Annotated in this window: 19 protein-coding genes; 6 read left to right on the plus strand and 13 right to left on the minus strand. The window is 60.9% G+C overall.

Annotated features, from left to right (window positions below):
- Positions 1-135 precede the first annotated feature (135 nt).
- Both FP2506_RS16815 and FP2506_RS16820 read left to right on the plus strand, forming a co-directional pair.
- On the plus strand, positions 136-1047 hold the full coding sequence (locus FP2506_RS16815) for an aldo/keto reductase (protein ID WP_007068800.1): 912 nt from the start codon (positions 136-138) through the stop codon (positions 1045-1047).
- Positions 1048-1050: 3 nt separating this feature from the next.
- Complete coding sequence (locus tag FP2506_RS16820; RefSeq protein WP_007068801.1) at positions 1051-1728, plus strand: DUF6064 family protein; 678 nt, start codon at positions 1051-1053, stop codon at positions 1726-1728.
- Here the strand turns inward: FP2506_RS16820 and truA are convergent.
- Entirely contained in the window at positions 1725-2510 is a 786-nt protein-coding gene (gene truA, locus FP2506_RS16825; RefSeq protein ID WP_007068802.1) for a tRNA pseudouridine(38-40) synthase TruA, read from the minus strand. The genes FP2506_RS16820 and truA overlap by 4 nt on opposite strands.
- A gap of 18 nt (positions 2511-2528) precedes the next feature.
- Between truA and FP2506_RS19100 the strand changes: the two genes are divergently transcribed.
- Positions 2529-2759 carry a hypothetical protein gene (locus tag FP2506_RS19100; RefSeq protein ID WP_040489210.1) on the plus strand — a complete coding sequence of 77 codons (231 nt, stop codon included), beginning with the start codon at positions 2529-2531 and terminating at the stop codon, positions 2757-2759.
- Here FP2506_RS19100 and fmt read toward each other — a convergent pair.
- From fmt to rpmH, 6 genes are all read right to left on the minus strand, one after another.
- A complete protein-coding gene (gene fmt / locus FP2506_RS16835; RefSeq protein ID WP_007068804.1) occupies positions 2756-3709 on the minus strand; it encodes a methionyl-tRNA formyltransferase in 954 nt (317 codons plus the stop codon). The genes FP2506_RS19100 and fmt overlap by 4 nt on opposite strands.
- 188 nt (positions 3710-3897) lie before the next feature.
- Complete coding sequence (gene yihA / locus FP2506_RS16840) at positions 3898-4551, minus strand: ribosome biogenesis GTP-binding protein YihA/YsxC (protein ID WP_007068805.1); 654 nt, start codon at positions 4549-4551, stop codon at positions 3898-3900.
- The gene (locus FP2506_RS16845; protein WP_007068806.1) at positions 4548-5207 is read right to left on the minus strand and encodes a CatB-related O-acetyltransferase; all 660 of its coding nucleotides are present in this window, start codon (positions 5205-5207) and stop codon (positions 4548-4550) included. The genes yihA and FP2506_RS16845 overlap by 4 nt, the downstream gene beginning before the upstream one ends.
- Before the next feature lie 221 nt (positions 5208-5428).
- Entirely contained in the window at positions 5429-7240 is a 1812-nt protein-coding gene (yidC, locus tag FP2506_RS16850) for a membrane protein insertase YidC (RefSeq protein ID WP_007068807.1), read from the minus strand.
- A 4-nt stretch (positions 7241-7244) separates the two neighbouring features.
- The gene (gene rnpA, locus FP2506_RS16855) at positions 7245-7631 is read right to left on the minus strand and encodes a ribonuclease P protein component (RefSeq protein WP_007068808.1); all 387 of its coding nucleotides are present in this window, start codon (positions 7629-7631) and stop codon (positions 7245-7247) included.
- A 71-nt stretch (positions 7632-7702) separates the two neighbouring features.
- Positions 7703-7837, minus strand: coding sequence for a 50S ribosomal protein L34 (gene rpmH, locus FP2506_RS16860; RefSeq protein WP_007068809.1), 135 nt, complete (start codon positions 7835-7837; stop codon positions 7703-7705).
- Between the two features lie 267 nt (positions 7838-8104).
- Here rpmH and FP2506_RS16865 point away from each other — a divergent pair, with 267 nt between their 5' ends.
- The 3 genes from FP2506_RS16865 to FP2506_RS16875 all read left to right on the plus strand — a co-directional run bounded on the left by FP2506_RS16865 (position 8105) and on the right by FP2506_RS16875 (position 11946).
- Entirely contained in the window at positions 8105-8869 is a 765-nt protein-coding gene (locus FP2506_RS16865) for a TVP38/TMEM64 family protein (protein ID WP_040489211.1), read from the plus strand.
- Positions 8870-8883: 14 nt separating this feature from the next.
- Positions 8884-10311 (plus strand): dihydrolipoyl dehydrogenase family protein, encoded by a 1428-nt coding sequence (locus FP2506_RS16870; RefSeq protein ID WP_007068812.1) that lies wholly within the window; start codon positions 8884-8886, stop codon positions 10309-10311.
- 90 nt (positions 10312-10401) lie between these two features.
- Entirely contained in the window at positions 10402-11946 is a 1545-nt protein-coding gene (locus FP2506_RS16875; protein WP_050765102.1) for a sensor histidine kinase, read from the plus strand.
- 23 nt (positions 11947-11969) lie between these two features.
- On the opposite strand, the gene hemH is transcribed toward FP2506_RS16875, so the two are convergent.
- The 6 genes from hemH to FP2506_RS16905 all read right to left on the minus strand — a co-directional run bounded on the left by hemH (position 11970) and on the right by FP2506_RS16905 (position 17678).
- The gene (gene hemH, locus FP2506_RS16880) at positions 11970-13031 is read right to left on the minus strand and encodes a ferrochelatase (RefSeq protein ID WP_007068814.1); all 1062 of its coding nucleotides are present in this window, start codon (positions 13029-13031) and stop codon (positions 11970-11972) included.
- A 281-nt stretch (positions 13032-13312) separates the two neighbouring features.
- The gene (locus FP2506_RS16885) at positions 13313-13678 is read right to left on the minus strand and encodes an Omp10 family outer membrane lipoprotein (RefSeq protein WP_007068815.1); all 366 of its coding nucleotides are present in this window, start codon (positions 13676-13678) and stop codon (positions 13313-13315) included.
- A 162-nt stretch (positions 13679-13840) separates the two neighbouring features.
- A complete protein-coding gene (locus FP2506_RS16890; RefSeq protein WP_007068816.1) occupies positions 13841-14293 on the minus strand; it encodes a nuclear transport factor 2 family protein in 453 nt (150 codons plus the stop codon).
- Positions 14294-14401: 108 nt separating this feature from the next.
- Positions 14402-15847, minus strand: a complete 1446-nt coding sequence (locus tag FP2506_RS16895) for a homospermidine synthase (RefSeq protein WP_007068817.1) — start codon at positions 15845-15847, stop codon at positions 14402-14404.
- Positions 15848-16251: 404 nt separating this feature from the next.
- On the minus strand, positions 16252-16461 hold the full coding sequence (locus FP2506_RS16900) for a hypothetical protein (RefSeq protein WP_007068818.1): 210 nt from the start codon (positions 16459-16461) through the stop codon (positions 16252-16254).
- A 14-nt stretch (positions 16462-16475) separates the two neighbouring features.
- On the minus strand, positions 16476-17678 hold the full coding sequence (locus FP2506_RS16905) for a S8 family peptidase (RefSeq protein ID WP_210160429.1): 1203 nt from the start codon (positions 17676-17678) through the stop codon (positions 16476-16478).
- Positions 17679-17784 lie beyond the last annotated feature (106 nt).

A 17784-nucleotide genomic window follows, 5' to 3' on the forward strand; every position in this document is an offset into this window, starting at 1 on the left:
TCGCCGGAACGGCTCGCCGCGTGCCGGATTAGCTTTGTGCGCGGAGCAATTTAGCTCGAACATTCAGAGATCCGAAAGTTCGAGCGTATCGAGCTCCACCGCATTGTTCGAAATGCTTTAGCGACAGAGCACTGAATGACCAGACTCAATCGCCGCCTCTTTCTTGCCGGAACCGCGGCCGCCTCGGTCATGCCGATCCTGCCCGCCGGCGCACAGACGGCTGGGATGGTCACTCGTACCGTCTCCGGGTCGGGCGCGACTCTGCCCGCGGTCGGGCTTGGCAGCTGGATCACTTTCAATGTCGGCAACGATCCAGTGCTTCTCGACGAGTGTGCCGCCGTGATGGAGGCATTCTTTCAGGCCGGCGGGCGGGTGATCGACTCTTCGCCCATGTATGGATCCTCACAAGGCACAATCGGCTATGGCCTCGAAAAGCTCGGGCGTTCTGACGTCTTCTCCGCCGACAAGGTCTGGACGCCGCTGGGGGCCGAAGGGCGCGAGCAGGTTGCCGAGAGTCGATCGCTGTGGGGCGTGCCGAACTTTTCGCTGCTCCAGGTCCACAATCTGGTGTCCTGGGAAGACCATCTGCCGATGCTCTTCCAAATGAAGGAGGAAGGCGCGTTAAGCCATGTCGGGATCACCACCTCGCATGGCCGGCGACATGAGGATTTCGCACGGATCATGGAGAGGCATCCGCTCGACTTCGTGCAGTTCACCTACAACCCGGTCGATCGCGAGGCCGAGAGCCGTCTGCTGCCGCTGGCCGCGGAGCGCGGTATGGTCGCCGTCATCAATCGGCCGTTCCAGCAAGGCCAACTGACCCGCCGGCTGGAGGGCGAGCCGCTGCCGGGGTTCGCGGCTGAACTCGAGGCGGAGACCTGGGCGCAGCTGATCCTGAAGTTCATACTTTCCCATCCCGCGGCGACGCTGCCGATCCCGGCGACGACGATCCCGGAGCATGCGGCCGAGAACATCGCGGCCGCCTCCGGCCCGATGCCGGACGACGCTATGCGCGAGGAGATCGCGGCGGCGATCGCGAACATCTAAGCTGTGGAGACCTGGACGACCTACCGGCTGCAGGATTTCCTGCTCTTTTCCGAGCGCGTCTATCGCCGCTTGTTCGAGGCGCAGAACGAGGCGTGGTGGCCGCTGCCGATCATCATGACGATCATCGGCCTCGCCATCCTCGCGGTCTGGTTGATCCGCTCAAGCAAAACGATCGACACGGCCCGTCAGATGTCGTGGGGGCTGATGATCGCGACGATCGTCTTCGTTGCGGTTACCTTTCTCAGATCGCGCTACGCGCCGATAAGCCCCATCGCTTCGGTTGGCTACTGGGCGTTTCTCGGCGAAGCTGTTCTGCTTGCTTTCGTGGGTGCGACCGCCGAACCGGTTAATCACCGTTCGCGCGCCCGACTGATGGTGGGTGGAAGCCTCGCTGCGATCGGATTATTGGCCTATCCCGCCATCGGATATTCCCGCAGCCGGGCACTGACGGGTGCCGAATGGTTTGCATTCGCCCCGGACCCCACCATGGTGGCGCTGCTCGGTTTGTTTTTGATGGCCGGCGCCTGCCGCCTTCGGCTTGCGATCCTGATGATAGTCCCAATCGTCTGGTTGATCTTCTCGGCACTCACCTTACGCGTCTTCGGCGATCCGGTGTCGTGGCTTCTCTTTGGTGCGATCGCGCTCGCGGTCCTCGGATGTCTCCTTCCGGCTCAGCGTTAATCCTTGGCTGGATAGGGTGGAAGGGTGCGCTTCGGCTCGTTGGTGTATTCTATGGCCGTAAGATAGAGCCCATAAGGTGGCGCGACCGGGCCGCAGGCAGTGCGGTCCTTCGCTTTCAGCGCTTCGCTCACATCTGTCGCCGTCCAGCGGCCCTCGCCGACGAGCTTTAGCGTGCCGGCGAAGGAGCGGATCTGGTTGTGCAGGAAGGACTGGGCCATCGCGACGATATGGATTTCCTCGCCGTTCGCCCTCACGACTTCCAGCTTTTCCAGCGTGCGGATGGGGTTTTTCGCCTGACAGTGGGTGGAGCGGAAAGTCGTAAAATCATGGGTGCCAGCGAGTACCTGCGCCGCCTCGTGCATCGCCTCGGTGTCGAGCAATTTGGAGACCCACCATACTTTCCCACGGAGAATCGCCGCAGGAGCCCGGCGATTGAAGATGCGGTAGCGATACCAGCGCTTGCGGGCCGAGAAGCGCGCGTCGAAATCCGCACCCACCTCCTCGGCGCTTAAAATCACCACCGGCTCGTCGCGCATATGAGCGTTGAGGGCATCGCGCACAGTGCCGCCGGCATAGGCTTTTGGCAGATCGATATGGGCGACCTGACCCGTCGCGTGGACGCCGGAATCGGTGCGGCCCGCCCCAAACAGTACCGGGTTCGTGCCGCAAAGCCGGTGGGCGGCCTCCTCGATCACCGCCTGCACCGAGGGCTCGTCCGCCTGCCGCTGCCAGCCGGCATAGGGGGTTCCGTCATATTCTACTGTGAGTTTATACCTAGGCATGTAAAGTCGGAGGACACGATGGCTCTAATTCGCAATCTCGAAGAACGTCGCATGGAGAGAAACTCGCTCCATGAGGAGATTTCAGCCTCTTATACGGTCTTTGAGCGAGACGGCAGAACCTTCATTCAAATCAATTCTTACGGCCGCAAAACGAGAGAGTTTCAGGGTAAAACAAGTCAAAGCATCCAGCTTGATCGCGTCGGGGCTGAGCAACTTCATAAGATACTTTCTGACGCTTTCGGATTTTAGCCCAGCATCGTGCCTGCCGGGATTGCGACGCCGCGCAGGAGATCGCTCGCGGCCATCGGCTTGCCGCCGGCCCGCTGCACTTCGAGAAGCCGCACTGCGTCTGACTTACAGGCGATCCTCAGCCCGTCGTCGAGCGTCATGCCGGGTTCGCCGTCGCCGGGCTCGGCGCGAGCCCGCAATATCTTGATCCGCTCCTGCCGCTGCCCGACGGGCAGTATGGTCCACGCCCCCGGAAAGGGCGAAAAAGCGTTGATCTGCCGGGCAACGTCCGAACCGCGTAGCTTGAAGTTGATCCGCGCTTCCGCCTTGTCGATCTTGCGGGCATAGCAGGCATCGCGTCCGGTGCGCGCGGCGATGGCGTCCTGGTCCTCGAAGTGGAGAACCCCGGCCTGAAGCTTGGAAAGCGCGTCGACCATCAAGTCGGCGCACATGAAGGCCATGCGGTCGTGGAGTTCGCCTGCGGTCTCGGTTTCGCCGATGGTGGTTTCCATGGTGCGGGCGACGGGACCGGTGTCAAGGCCGGTCTCCATGCGCATGATCATCATTCCGGTGGTCGTGTCGCCGGCCTGGATCGCCCGCTGGATCGGCGCGGCTCCGCGCCAGCGGGGCAGCAGCGAGCCGTGTCCGTTGAGGCAGCCATGCTTCGGCGCGCCAAGCACGGCCTCGGGCAGGAGAAGTCCGTAGGCGACGACCACAGCGACATCGAACTCGTAGGCCGCGAATGCCCAGCGCTCCGCCTCGTCGCGGAAATTCGAAGGGGTATGGACTTTCAGCCCGAGCAAATCAGCCGTTTGGTGAACGGGGGAGGGCGTCACCTCCAACCCCCGCCGCCCCGCCTTGCGCGGCGGCTGGGTGTAGACGCAGGCGACCTCGTGGCCGGCCCGATGCACGGCCTTGAGCGTCGGGACTGCGAATTCTGGCGTTCCCATGAATGCGAGCTTGAGCGACATGGTACGGTGTTAGCCGTGATGGATGGGGGTGGCAATCGGAAAGGTCCGCTCTCGCGGGGAGTCACCCTCGGGCGCTTCCTTAAGGGTTCAGCGCGGAAAATGCGCCTACCGCCGCAGCTCCATGTCGCTACCCTGGCGCCGTATACCCGGGGCAGAGCCCGTATATGACGGGAGTTGATGCGGTCGGTCTATTCCGCCAGCATACCAAGCGCTGCCTGCAACTCGTCCAGTCCCGACCGCTTCTCTGAGGACGTCGCCAGGATCCCCGGATAGGCCGCCGGCCTTTTGCGGATCGCCTCTTCCGTCGCTGCGATCAGCTTCGGGACGCCGGTCGGTTTGATCTTGTCGATCTTGGTCAGCACGATCTGGTAGGACATCGCCGCCTTGTCGAGGAGCTTCAGCACTTCCTCGTCGTTCGCCTTGATGCCGTGGCGGGCGTCTATGAGCACGAAGACGCGCTTCAGGGTGGGGCGGCCACGCAGATAGTCGAAGACGAGCTCGGTCCAGGCATCGACCTTTTCCTTCGGGGCCTGGGCGTAGCCGTAGCCCGGCATGTCGACGATGGCGATCGGCGGCAATTCGGTGGTCTCGCCGCCGAAGCCGTCGGGCACGAAGAAATTGAGCTCCTGCGTGCGCCCTGGCGTGTTGGAGGTGCGCGCAAGCCCCTTCTGGCCGAGGAGGGCGTTGATCAGCGAGGACTTGCCGACGTTGGAGCGGCCCGCGAAAGCGACCTCCGGCGGGCCTTCCGGTGGCAGGAACTTCATTGCCGGTACGCCGCGCACGAAGACCCAAGGCTGGCCGAAGAGTTTCGGGTTACTTCCTCTACCATTCTGATCCGTCATGCCATCGATTTCCGTTGCTTTGCGACCTGTTCGAGCGCGTCGAGATCGTCGCCGCGGATCAGATCGAGATTGCTGCTGATCTCTTCCGCGCTCCAGGTCCACCAGGCGATCGCAAGGAGCCGTGCAATGGTTTCCTCGTTGTAGCGCATCCTGATCACCCGCGCCGGATTTCCTCCGACGACCGCATAGGCGGGCACGTTCGAGACCAACGTCGAATTCGTTGCGACGATCGCGCCCGCGCCGATGGTGACGCCGGGCATGACGGTGCAGTCCATACCGAACCAGACGTCGTCTTCGATTTTCGTATCGCCCCGGCTTTGACCGGTCCAGGACGCCATGTCGAAGCCTTTTTCCCACCCTTCCCCGAAGATGTTGAACGGGTAGGTCGAAAAACCGCCCATGGCGTGGTTGGCACCGTTCATCACGAAACGCGTACCCGATCCGATCGCAACGAACCGGCCGATGACCAAACGGTCGCCGTAGAAATCGAAGTGGTGGAGCACGTTGCGCTCCTCGAAGCGCTCGGCGCCGTCAGGGTCGTCGTAATAGCTGAAATTCCCGACTTCGATATTCGGCTTGGTAATGAAGTTCTTCAGGAATACTACGCGAGGAAAGCCGGCAAGCGGATAGAGCGCGTCTGGGTTGGGGCCGTGCATGATGGGATCCTGACGTTCCGAGGATAAAACAAGCGCGCCGCCGGCTCAAATGGCCGGTCTTGTCCGGAAGAATGGAGTTCCGGCTGATTTGCGCCTGAGCGAAAGGTCAGGTGTTCATCGGACGTAACGCCTCCCTGGTTCTTTCGGGACCGTATACGGGAAAAGGCGGATCGGATCGACCCGCCTTTTCGTGGATGTGCGCATCGAAGAAACGTCCGGCGTCAACTCTCGGACGGCTTCTCCTTCCGTTTGAACATGCCGCGCAGGTTGTCGAAAAGCTCGATCTTCGCCCCGTTGCGCTTCATGATCACGCTCTGCTGGATGATCGACAGGAAGTTGTTCCAGGTCCAGTAGATCACAAGGCCGGCCGGGAAGGTCGCGAGCATGAAGGTGAAGACAACGGGCATCCAGGTGAAGATCATCGCCTGGGTCGGGTCCGGCGGTGTCGGGTTGAGCCGCATCTGGATGAACATGGTAAGGCCCATGAGCAGCGGCCAGACGCCGATCAACAGAATGCCAGGAACGTCGTAGGGCAGAAGCCCAAAGAGGTTGAAGATGCTCGTAGGGTCCGGCGCGGCCAGATCCTGAATCCAGCCAAAGAACGGCGCGTGACGCATTTCGATCGTCACGTAGAGCACCTTGTAGAGCGCAAAGAAGACCGGGATCTGGATAAGGATAGGCCAACAGCCCGCCGCCGGATTGATCTTCTCCGATCGGTAGAGCTGCATCATCTCCTGTTGCTGCTTCTGCCGGTCGTCCTTGAAGCGCTCGCGCAGTTCCATGACCTTTGGCTGGATGGTCTTCATCCGTGCCATGGACTTGTAGGATTTGTTGGCGAGCGGGAAGAAGATGAGCTTCAGGATCACCGTGACCGCAAGGATCGCAATACCGAAATTGCCGACGAGACGGTAGATGTAGTCAAGCGCCGTAAACATCGGCCGCGTGATGAAATAGAACCAGCCCCAGTCGATGAGCTGGCCGAACTGGCGGATATTCAGCTGCTCTTCATAGGCGTTGATCTTGTCCACTTCCTTCGCGCCGGCGAAGGTGCGGTTGACCATACTCGCAGCGGCGCCAGGCGCGATCGAGACCGGATCGGAAACGAATTCGGTCTGATAATGGCTGCGGCCATTGGTGCGATAAAGAAACTGGGATTCGAAGTCGCGGCCCACTTCGGGAACGAGGGCGGTCGCCCAGTATTTGTCGGTGATGCCAAGCCAGCCGCCGCCGGAGGATGCCGGCTGGCGCAGCCGGGTGTCGTCTTCGATGTCGGAATAGGAGACCTCGTCGAGGCCCTCTTCGCCGAAGACGCCGAGCAGACCTTCAAAGAGCACGAAAGCGGCTGCAACTTCCGGTTTGGAATAGCGGGCGATCCGGCCGTAAGGCGAAACCTGCACTGCAGCATCGCCGGTGTTCTCGACCGTGTCCTCGTAGGTGAACATGAAATTGTCGTCCACCGAGATACGGCGGGTCACGGTGAGCCCGCTTTCGGTGGTCGCAGTGAGTGTCACCGGTGTGTCCGGAGTGAGTTCAGCGCCGTCCTCGGCTTGCCATTCGGTATTCGCACCGACGAGTTGGCCCGTTCCGGGTTGGATGAGGCCGTATTCGGCGAAATAGCCGTTCGGCAGTTCTTCGGGCGAGAGAAGAACGATGGTCGGTGAGCTGTCGTCTACCGTCTCGTGATAGTGTTTCAGGCGCAGATCGTCGAGGCGGGCGCCGGTGAGATTGATCGATCCCGTCAGTTCCGGCGTGTCGATGGTCACGCGGTTGCCGCCTGCAATGACTTGCTCGCGGCTCTGGTTCTGCGGCAGATTCGGGCTCGGCACCATGCTTTCGCGCCCGGACGGCGCGGTCAGACTGTCCTGATCGGAGCCGGCCGGCGTCTGAGGCGTCTGCAGCGAGCCTTCGTTCTGGGCGATCTCGTTCTGGCGCTGCTGCTCGTCCATGCGCGGCCCGATGACGAGGAACTGCCATCCGACCAGAACCATGATCGACAGAGCCATCGCAATCAAGAAGTTGCGGTTCATTTCCATCGGGCTAAACCTCTGACGCCGACGCGTCTTGACGCTGATTTTTGGATGGCCCGGATTTGGCTGGATCGAAACGGCTGAACCGCCGGGACAACTCGTCTTTCAGGGTTACGAACGCGACGTTAAGCACATCGCGGCGTGCGACGATCACGTAGTCCACACCGTTCCTCATCTCAGAACCAGCAGCGGTGCGAATAGCCTCGCGCAGTCGCCGTCTGATCCGGTTTCTGGCAACGGCATTGCCAACCTTCTTCGTCACCGTCAACCCAAAGCGGGGCGGCTCGTCGTCGCCTCGAACAAGGGTTTCGATAAAGAAATAAGGGCCGTTCAAACGACGGCCCCGGCGCGCGGCTAGAAATTCGGAGCGCTTGGTGAGCCGACCCGCCTTCGTCAAACCGTCCCTTTCTGGCGCCGGGACGGATGCTCACTCCTGAGCGGGCCGATCCCGTTCAGCGGCTTCCGACCTCAGGCCGAGAGACGCTTGCGGCCCTTGGAACGACGCGAAGCGATGACCTTGCGGCCGCCGACTGTCGCCATGCGCGAACGGAAACCGTGACGGCGTTTGCGGACGAGTTTGGATGGCTGGTAAGTGCGCTTCATGGATTTTTCCCGCAGTTGCGAAACATGCGGGCCCTTCGTGTCGAATAGTCTCTTGAACCGGTGCGGATCGGGGGCTCGCTGCGCGCAACAAAACCGCGCACGTAACGCCGTCCGCTCGTGGGGCGCTTATAAGAGCGATCCATCGCGAAAGTCAACGAACCGATCGCTGTCGTTCCGACGTAGCTTTCGAGAGAAACATCAATTGGACGTCGCGCCGCAAGGTGGACGCGGCAACAGAACGTGACCTCGGAAAAGGAATGATCAACGATGACGGTGAGCGAAGAAGCAGACGGAACTGCGGAAAAGTCGTGGGTGCAGCGGCTGTGGCCGATCGCGATCATTTGCGTCGTGCTGGGCCTCGCTTTTGCCTTCGATCTTCACCGCTACCTGTCGCTTCAGGCCTTTCTCGAAAGCCGCGAGGCCCTGAAGGCATTCGTGGCGGACAACATGCTCCTGGCGGGGCTCGGATACATCCTCATCTATGCCGTCCTCGTCGCGATCGCCTTCCCCGCCGCTTCGATCATCACCATTGCGGCGGGTTTCGTGTTCGGCTGGCTCGTCGGCGGGATCCTGACGGTGGTCGGTGCGACGATTGGGGCTGCCGCGATCTTCCTTGCTGCAAAGCACGCCTTCGGGGACGTTCTGCGCAGAAAGGCCGGCGGAGCGATCAAGCGATTCGCGGAGGGCTTCCAGAACGACGCCTTCTCCTACCTCTTCGTTCTGAGATTGACGCCCGTTCTGCCGTTCTTCGCAGTCAATATCGCGCCGGCTTTCGTCAACATATCTCTTCGAACCTACGTCCTCGCGACCTTTTTCGGCATCATGCCCGGGTCCTTCGTTTACACCTTCCTCGGCAGCGGCATTGATCAGGCGGTCGCCAACGTCTCCCATGACGGTGCGGTGACGGTCGGCGATCTCGTGACCACCGAAATGACGATCGCTCTTTTCGGCCTTTGCGGCCTCGCGATTCTTGGCCTTATCCTCAAGAAGACATTCCTCAAGGGCCGCGGCCCGGTCGAGAGCAAGGCATAGGAAGGGCGAAATTCATGGCCTCCGATACAGACAAGCCCGACATCTGCGTGATCGGGGCGGGCTCCGGCGGCCTGACTGTGGCCGCAGCATCAGCGGCGTTCGGCGTCTCGGTGATGCTAATCGAGCGCGACAAGATGGGCGGCGACTGCCTCAATTACGGCTGCGTGCCGTCCAAGGCGCTGATCGCCGCCGGCAAAACGGCGCAGACCTTCCGAAAGGCCGAGCGCTTCGGCGTGACGTCGACCGAGCCGCAGATCGACTTCGCCGCAGTCAATCGCCATGTCCGTGACGTCATCGGCGCGATCGCACCGAACGACTCGGTGGAGCGCTTCGAAGGGCTCGGTGTCGACGTCGTCAAGGGCGATGCCCGGTTCCTAGACGGCGAGACCTTGGAGGTGAACGGTCGGCGCATCAAAGCGCGGCGCTTCGTCGTGGCGACAGGCTCCAGACCCTTCGTCCCTCCGATTACCGGGCTGAAAGAGACGCCCCATCTTACCAACGAAACGCTGTTCGACCTCACGGATTGCCCGAAGCACCTCATTGTCATCGGCGGTGGACCGATCGGCATGGAGATGGCGCAGGCTCACCGGCGCCTCGGCGCAGATGTGACCGTCATCGAAGGGGCGAAGCCACTTGGCAAAGACGATCCAGAGCTCGCCGAAGTCGTCTTGAAGCGGTTGGCGGAGGAGGGCATCCGGATCGAGGTCGAAGCGAAGGTCGTCGACGTCGGCGGTTCGCCGGGTGCGATCAATGTCACGGCCGAACGCGGCGGCGAGAGGTTTACCGTGAGCGGCAGCCATCTCCTCGTCGCAGTCGGTCGCCAGCCCAATGTGGAGGGCCTCGGCCTCGAGGCTGCGGGCATCGATTTCGCCCGGTCGGGCATAACGGTCGGCAAAGATCTGAGAACGACGAACAAACGCGTCTACGCCGTGGGTGATGTCGCAGGCGGACCGCAGTTCACCCATGTCGCAGGCTATCACGGAGGCCTCGTGCTGCGCCCGCTGCTCTTTCGTCTGCCGATCAAGACGAAGCACGAGCAGATTCCACACGTCACTTATACCGATCCCGAGCTCGGGCAGGTGGGGCCGACCGAAGTGGAAGCCCGGGACGCCGGTCAGGACGTCACGACTGTCTCCTGGCCCTATGCCGAGAACGACCGCGCCCAGACTGAGCGGGAAACCGAAGGTCTGATCAAGATCGTCGTCGGCAAGCGCGGCAAGATCGTCGGAGCAGGGGTTGCCGGTGCAAAGGCCGGCGAGATGACGAACCTTCTCGCTCTGGCCGTTGCGCAGGGCATGAAGCTCTCCGACCTCCAGGGCTTCGTCTCGCCCTATCCAACGCTCTCGGAGATCGCGAAACGGGCCGCCACGTCCTATTATTCCTCCTACACGACGAAGCCGATCGTTCGCAGCGCCATCGCTTTTCTTCGCCGCTTCGGGTAAAAAGCCGACACAGTCTCTGGGGAAGACTGATTTGGGTCGGATCTCGGTCTGAAATGGCGGTCGACCCTGGAGGGGAAGGCCGTAGGCGATTTGAGCGATCCTCAAACCAGCGAGCGCTTGGAGCTTGAGCGAACGGTGCCGACGCGCGGCGGTTTCTTCGCGCGCTCCCTCTCGGCCCAACTCCTGCTCTTGACGGTCGTCGCTGTGATGGCCGCCGAAGTCGTCATCTTCGTGCCCCTGCTTGCCGGATTCAGAGAGAGTTACCTGCGTGAAAAGCTGCAAAGTGCTGCCGTCGCAGCGCTTGCGACCGCCGGACCGGGCCAGCCCGGTTCGAGCGGCGCTGGAGCGATGCCGGACAGCCAGCAGGCCGCCTTGCTCGATGCGCTCGGCCTACGACTTGTCGCGATCTCCGACGGTCGGAGCAATCGGCTGATTGCCCGGGATACTTCGATAGCCCAAGTCGACCGGACGATATCGCTCGATGACGAGACTTTCATTCAGAGCGCCTCGGAGGCCTTCAGCGAATTCGCATTCGGCGGCGACCGCACACTCCGGGTTCTCGGATCCACGGGTGACGAGGGCTTCCGAACGGAAGTCGTCCTGACGGACGGTGATCTGCGAAGCGCCCTGTTTGCTTATGCCGGCCGGGTGCTTTTCTACTCCTCGGTCCTAGCGGCGACGACCGCGCTTCTGCTGTGGGCCGTGATCAACAAGATGATGATCGCTCCCATTCGCAGGATCACCAGTGCGATGATCGCTTTCGGCGACAAGCCGTCAGACCCCAACCGAATTATCGTTCCCGAAGACCGCGCCGACGAGCTCGGCATCGCCTCCCGCGAACTTGCCGCCATGCAGGCCAAGCTCTCCGAGACGCTGAAGGAGCAGCGCCGCCTCGCAAATCTCGGGCTCGCCGTCTCAAAGATCAATCATGACATGCGCAATATCCTTGCGTCATCGCAGATGATTTCCGACCGTCTTGTCACTCTGCCGGACCCAAAGGTTCAGCGTATGGCACCGATGCTTATCAAGAGTCTCGATCGCGCGTTGCACTATACCCAGTCCGTCCTCGCCTACGGCCGTGCAGTCGAAAGAACGCCGGAATGGCGCCAGGTCGATCTCCAGGCGACGGTCTCCGACATCCGCGATCTCCTGGCGCTCGGACAGGACGAGAGCGAGATTGAGTTCGTCAACGCGGTCCCGGAGCATTTCGAGGTGACTGCCGACCCCGAGCAGATCCACCGCCTTCTCACCAATCTCTGCCGCAACGCGGTGCAGGCGCTAACCTCCGATGACATGGCGGGGATTGGTGTCGTGCGCCGCTTGACGGTTGGAGCAGAGAGACTTGTGTCGGGCCGTACCCTCGTTTTCGTCGAAGATTCCGGGCCGGGTCTGCCCCAGAAGGCCAAGGATAATCTCTTTCAGGCGTTCAGGGGATCGGCGCGCTCTGGCGGAACTGGCCTCGGCCTCGCGATCGCCATGGAGATCGTCGAGGCGCATAACGGCGAGCTCAGGCTGGCCCAGACGGACACGACAGGCACACGCTTCGAGATCGAACTCCCACGTGGTGCCCCGTCCGATCCGAAGGGCAGCAATGGGAAAAACGACGGCTTGGGTAAATCAGCCCTCGAAAGCTGATCGAGGCCGAGCACGGATCCTGCTTAGTCCACCCAACCCCTCAATTCGCGGCGGACCAACGACTCGATGACATCCATGCCGGGCTCAGTGTCATTCAGACAGGGAATGTGCGTGAAGTTCTCGCCGCCCGCCTCATGGAAGATTTCGCCGGCCTCGCCCGCGATCTCCTCCAGCGTTTCCAGGCAGTCCGAAACGAAGCCCGGATTGAAGACGGCGATGTTCTTGATGCCTTCTTTAGGCAGCGCTTCCACCGTCTTGTCCGTATAAGGTTGCAGCCACTCCTCAGGTCCGAAACGCGACTGGAAACAGGTCATGAGCCGGCCGGGCTCCCATCCAAGCCGTTCTTCCAAAAGGCGCGAGGTCTTCTGGCAATGGCAATGGTACGGATCGCCCTTGCGGAAATAGCTCTGCGGAATGCCGTGATAGGATGCGACGACACGCTCGGGCGTGAAATCCAACGTCGAAAGATGGCTCTCGATCGATTTGGCGAGCGCGTCGATGTAGACCGGCTCGTCGTGATAGGCCGGCACGGTCCGCACCGCCGGCATCCAGCGCTGACGCATCATATGCTCGAAGAACTTGTCGTTGACCGTAGCCGTGGTCGAGGCGGAATATTGCGGATAGAGCGGGAAGACCAGAACCCTTTCGCAGCCTGCTTCCATCAAGGCGTCGGTGCGTTCGGCGATTGAAGGCTGGCCGTATCGCATCGCCCAGTCGACGACGACATTTGCGTGCATGGCCATGCGGGTCTTCAGCTTCTCGCCCTGCGAACGCGTGAAGGTACGCAGCGGCGACTCGTTCATCTCGTTGTTCCAGATCTCGGCGTAGGCGGCGCCGGACTTCTTGGGACGCGTGTTCAGAACGATGCCATAAAGGATTGGGTACCAGGCGATCTTCGGCCACTCGATGACCCGGCTGTCGGAAAGAAATTCCTTCAGATACCGACGCATCGGCTTGAATTCTGTGCCGTCCGGCGTTCCGAGATTGACGAGAAGGACCCCTACCTTGGGCGTGCGAACTACCGGATGGTTGGCGGGGAGAGGACCTATGGCCCGGTCGGCCATGGTTTTCGTCAATGCGTTCATCACATCAGCCTTTGCGCATGGCGGTCGAGGACTTCAACGTGCTGTCCCACTTGGACGGCGCGGAGCCTGGAACGATCTGGAATGGTTCCAGATCAGGAGACCAGCCCGATATAGTCAATTCGCCGGTGGATGAAACGTGGCGAAGGCGCGCAAAGGGTGAAAAGTCCGTCTGATGCCCGGGATCCGAATTCGGTTTGGACCGGTGCGCAAGAATTATAGCGTTCCGACATGCGCCGGTCCAAAGGACCCGGTATGGCAAAAAAGGACCGAACTGCCAGGACTTATGCCCGCTGCAGCTGGAACCGGTTGCCTGACGAAGTCGCGCAGGAGAGCGTATTGACGGCGGTTTGGTTACAGTTGGCGGCGACCTGCGTATCGCGCGTCGTGGGGGAGTAGACGATGCTGATTTGGCCGGGCCCTAGATTGGAGTAGGTGCCTTGGGCGAGAACAGCACCAGTGCCTTGCTCGGTCGACGTGAATCGTCCGCTGTTGAAGCTTGCGGTGTAGTTGACCGAGCCGCCGACCGAATTCCAGAGACCTTCGATTCCCTGCGGCCCTCTCGGCCCCAGGTCTTCCTGGCCGCCAAGTTGGCAAGCCGTGACGAAAAGCGTCGAAACGAGCGCTGCGGAGAGTGCGATACGGCGCATGAACCTTGAACCCCTGATGTCAGACTGGCGGGGCGTCCGAAACGCTGCTCCGCGATTGTTCGATCGAGACAATCTTAACCAATTCCGTCCGAACGCGTGAAGAGCAAATGCCCCGTGTCCATAATCATGGTTAATTGCAAGCCGATCAACGTCGGTCTGGGGTTACGAAGCGGTTCGCTCTGACACTTTTCGACGTGGCAGTACCGAGTGGATCGCCCCGACCGTCTCCAGCGACTTGATCCGGTCGTCGCTCGAAAAGCCGAACCAGTACATCGTGGTGCCGGTGACTATGGTTCCGGTATTCTCGTCCCGTCGCGACCAGTCGCAACGGCTTGCCGCTTCGTCGTCCTCGCAGACGAGTCCGCGGATCTCGTAGGACATGTAGCTCGCCCGCTTCAGTAGTTCTTGCAAGAAGGCCGTGGTCTGCTCTTCCCCGGCGAGATGGAATTCGCCCTCCATACGTTCAAACCAAGGTGCGTCGATCACGCCGGCATTGCTGCGCTGGAGGAATACGGCGCCGGGATAGAAGAGATTGGCGATCGAGCCGATTTCGCCGGTCATCACCGCGCGCATCACGTCTTCGACGGCGCGTCTGCGTTTATTCTGGTCAGCCATCAACTCCACGCCCCAACGGCACCTGATCCTCCGGCCTGCCGTTGTTTCAATTCATTGAACGCTGACCGAACACCACGCGGAAAGAACGCCGAGTATTCTCTGCGGTTCCTAACGCACCAGCACGTTCCGAAACTGCCAAGGATCCTGATCGTCGATATCCTCCGGGAAAAGTCCCGGCCGATCGGTGAGCGGCGTCCAGTCGCTATAGTAACCTTTAACAGGACCAAGATAGGGAGTCTGCACTTCGAGGCAGCGCTTGTAGTCCATTTCGTCGGCTTCCACGATACCGGCTTCCGGATTCTCCAGAGCCCAGACCATGCCGGCGAGAACCGCCGAGGTCACCTGCAATCCGGTCGCGTTCTGGTAAGGCGCGATCCGCCTAGTCTCCTCGACTGAGAGTTGCGAACCGTACCAGTATGCATTCCGCTCGTGGCCGTAAAGGAGAACGCCGAGCTCGTCGATGCCGTCGACGATCTCGTTCTCGTCGAGGACGTGCAGCTTGGCCTGGGTCTTGCCGGCCGCGCCGAACAGTTCGTGCAACGAAAGCACCGCGTCGTTCGCCGGGTGGTAGGCGTAGTGGCAGGTCGGACGGAAGGTGACCTCGTCCTTCTTGTTGCGATGGGTGAAGAAGTCGGCGATCGATATCGACTCGTTGTGCGTCACCAGGAAGCCGTATTGAGCGCCCGGCGTCGGACACCACGTCCGCACTCGGGTATTGGCGCCCGGCTGCTCCAGATAGATAGCGGCCTGACACCCCTTTTTATGGCTCTTGGCATTTTTCGGCTTCCACTTCTCGTGGGTGCCCCAGCCGAGTTCGGCTGGCTGCATGCCCTCCGACAGGAAACCTTCCACTGACCATGTGTTCCAGAAGACATCCATCGGTTTCGGCTTACGCGCGCGCTGGGTGTCGCGCTCGGCGATGTGCACGCCCTTGACGCCCGCTTTCTTCATCAGCTTGGCCCAGCCATTACGATCGTCGGGAGACGGTTCGTCGAATTCAAGGCCAACGGCTTTCGCGACGTCGACGAGGCCCTGCTTGACGAACCAGGAAACCATCCCGGGATTGGCGCCGCAGCAAGAAACGGCCGTCGTGCCGCCGGGTTTGTTCTTCTTTTCCTTTCGCACCGTCTCGCGAAGGGCATAGTTGGTGCGCTCCGCGTTCGACATGGTCTTGTCGAAGTAAAAGCCGAGCCAGGGCTCGACGACGGTATCGATGTAGAGGACGCCGAGCTCCCGGCAGAGTTTCATCAGGTCAAGCGAAGACGTGTCGACCGAGAGATTGACGCAGAAGCCCTGGCCGTCTCCCTCGGTGAGCAGCGGCGTGAGCAGGTCGCGATAGTTCTGCTTGGTGACCGCCTGATGGACGAAACGGATTCCACGTTCATCGAGGAGATGCTTGTCGGCGTCATTCGGATCGACGACGACAAAGCGCGAAGGGTCGTACTCGAAGTGGCGCTCGATCAGCGGGAGGGTTCCCTTGCCGATCGAACCGAAGCCGATCATCACGATGGGGCCGGAGATTCTGCCGTGTACCGGGTAACCTTCAAGCGCCATCAGTTCATACCTTTCATCGCCTATTGCGTCACATGGCCATAGGAGGAGCCATGTTGCGTCGCGGTGGCGCTAGACGGTTTTTGTGGCGATGGGAAGGGGGATGGCGACTTTGTCCGGATTTCAATCAGACCTCAGTCTTTTGACGCCGGTGTGCGATGTATTCACGATCTTGGATGCGCACCCCGCACAACGACTAGGGCGACAAACAGAGGGCCGATCGATGCGCCAAGAGCAAGAGGAGTGTTTCGAGAAACGTCGCCGTCCGAATTTTCGACGTGACCGGTATGTTCCCGTCGCTATCGCTTGTTTACCTGGACGCCGCTCCTTCCGAGATCTTTGTCGAGAGCAATGACTTCAATCCACGGCCGTCGGCGGGAGTGGCGCTTAGATCATGCCCAGCGGTGTCATTCCAGATCGTATGTGAAATCGTCCTGGATCTTTGCGTGAAGGGCGCGCAGCTTGTCGGCCGTGCGATCGGTCAATCCCGTCACGGCAACCGTGTTGCGACGCGGATTGGTCAGAACGACCCGGGCTTCGATCTCGAGGATTCGCTCGACGGCCTTAAACGCCTTTTCGTCGGGTGATTTCACCTTGTAACGTCGCGTCGCATCCATCGACTAATTCTCCGTCAGGAGGTCAGAACCTTACGAATATAATCGACGCTCGCTTTACAGTCGATCATTCCGGCACCCTGACATTCCCGCGCAAGACCGAGATCCGTGGCGTTGTCGCGTATGGCGTCGAAAAGCGCATCCCGCGACAGTTCAGGATCGAGGCTCAACAGGAGTGCGGCGAGACCTGCGACCTGTGGACAGGCACCGCTCGTGCCCCACCCATCTGGCAAAACCTTTTCGCCGCCGCCGTAAAGAATTTTGCCGTTCGCCGGCGTGGGAGCCGTCGCGTCCGGCTTGTCGGACATCCCGGTTTGCCCAGCGAATTGCCCTGGTCCGCGACTGGAATAGAACCACATCGATTTCTGGAGATCACAGGTTGCGACAGGAAAGACATCTTCACGGCTCTTGTGGAGCCAGATGGAGTTGGGATTGCAGTCGCTTTGATGGCCGCCAGCAAGCTGATGATTGTTACCGGCGCTGAAGAAGATAAAAATTCCAGCTGCGATCGCATCGTCGAGGGCATCGAGAAAATCCGATTGGACCGGAGGGGTCGGCGGATGTCCCGTCTTCCGCCCGAAGCTGTTGCTCGCGACGATCGGTCCCTCCATCTCGGCAGCTACAGCGGCAAGGTAATCGTAAATGGCGGCAAGTTCGGAGTCGTAGAACCGCGTCTTGCAAGCAATGATCCTCGCATCCGGCGCGACACCGCGATAACGGCTCCCTGGCTCGGCGTCGACAGCGGCACTGATGGTGGCGCACATCGTGCCGTGACCGTCCCAGTCAGTCCACGGCGTATCACCATAAGGCTCCCAATGCCCGGCCCGTTTCGAAGCAGGAAATTCCGGTTGGGTGCCATCGATTCCCGTGTCAACGATCGCAATCGTGACATCTTTGCCAGTCGTATCGGCCCATGCCTCGTTGGCGTGTATCAGCTGCGTGACGTCCGCGAGCGACGCGGCTGCCGGCTCATCGCTACCCTCGAACGTGAAGGCATCGGACCGGCTTTCTAATTCGTACTGATAGTCTTCGACAATTTCGGCACCGTATTCGCGGGCGATCCGCTCCAATTCTGGGGCGGCATCCATCGCCAGGGAGCCATCCTCGTCAAAATCTGCCGTGGTCTGAACATTCGGTACCTCGATGGCGAGATAGGCGCGTTTCTCGTTTTCTACGACGACTGAGGTGTTCGGACTCTCCACGGCCCGAGAGGCAGCCATGGTCTCCTTTGAAGGAAATCGCACCTTGTATCGCTTCGACATCGACGCCCTCCCGGGTTTCGTAGCAGTTTGGATTTGAAGCGGACTAAAGGGAAGTGGTCATTGC

It is taken from the genome of Fulvimarina pelagi HTCC2506 (assembly GCF_000153705.1).
In the GTDB taxonomy this organism is placed as follows: domain Bacteria; phylum Pseudomonadota; class Alphaproteobacteria; order Rhizobiales; family Rhizobiaceae; genus Fulvimarina; species Fulvimarina pelagi.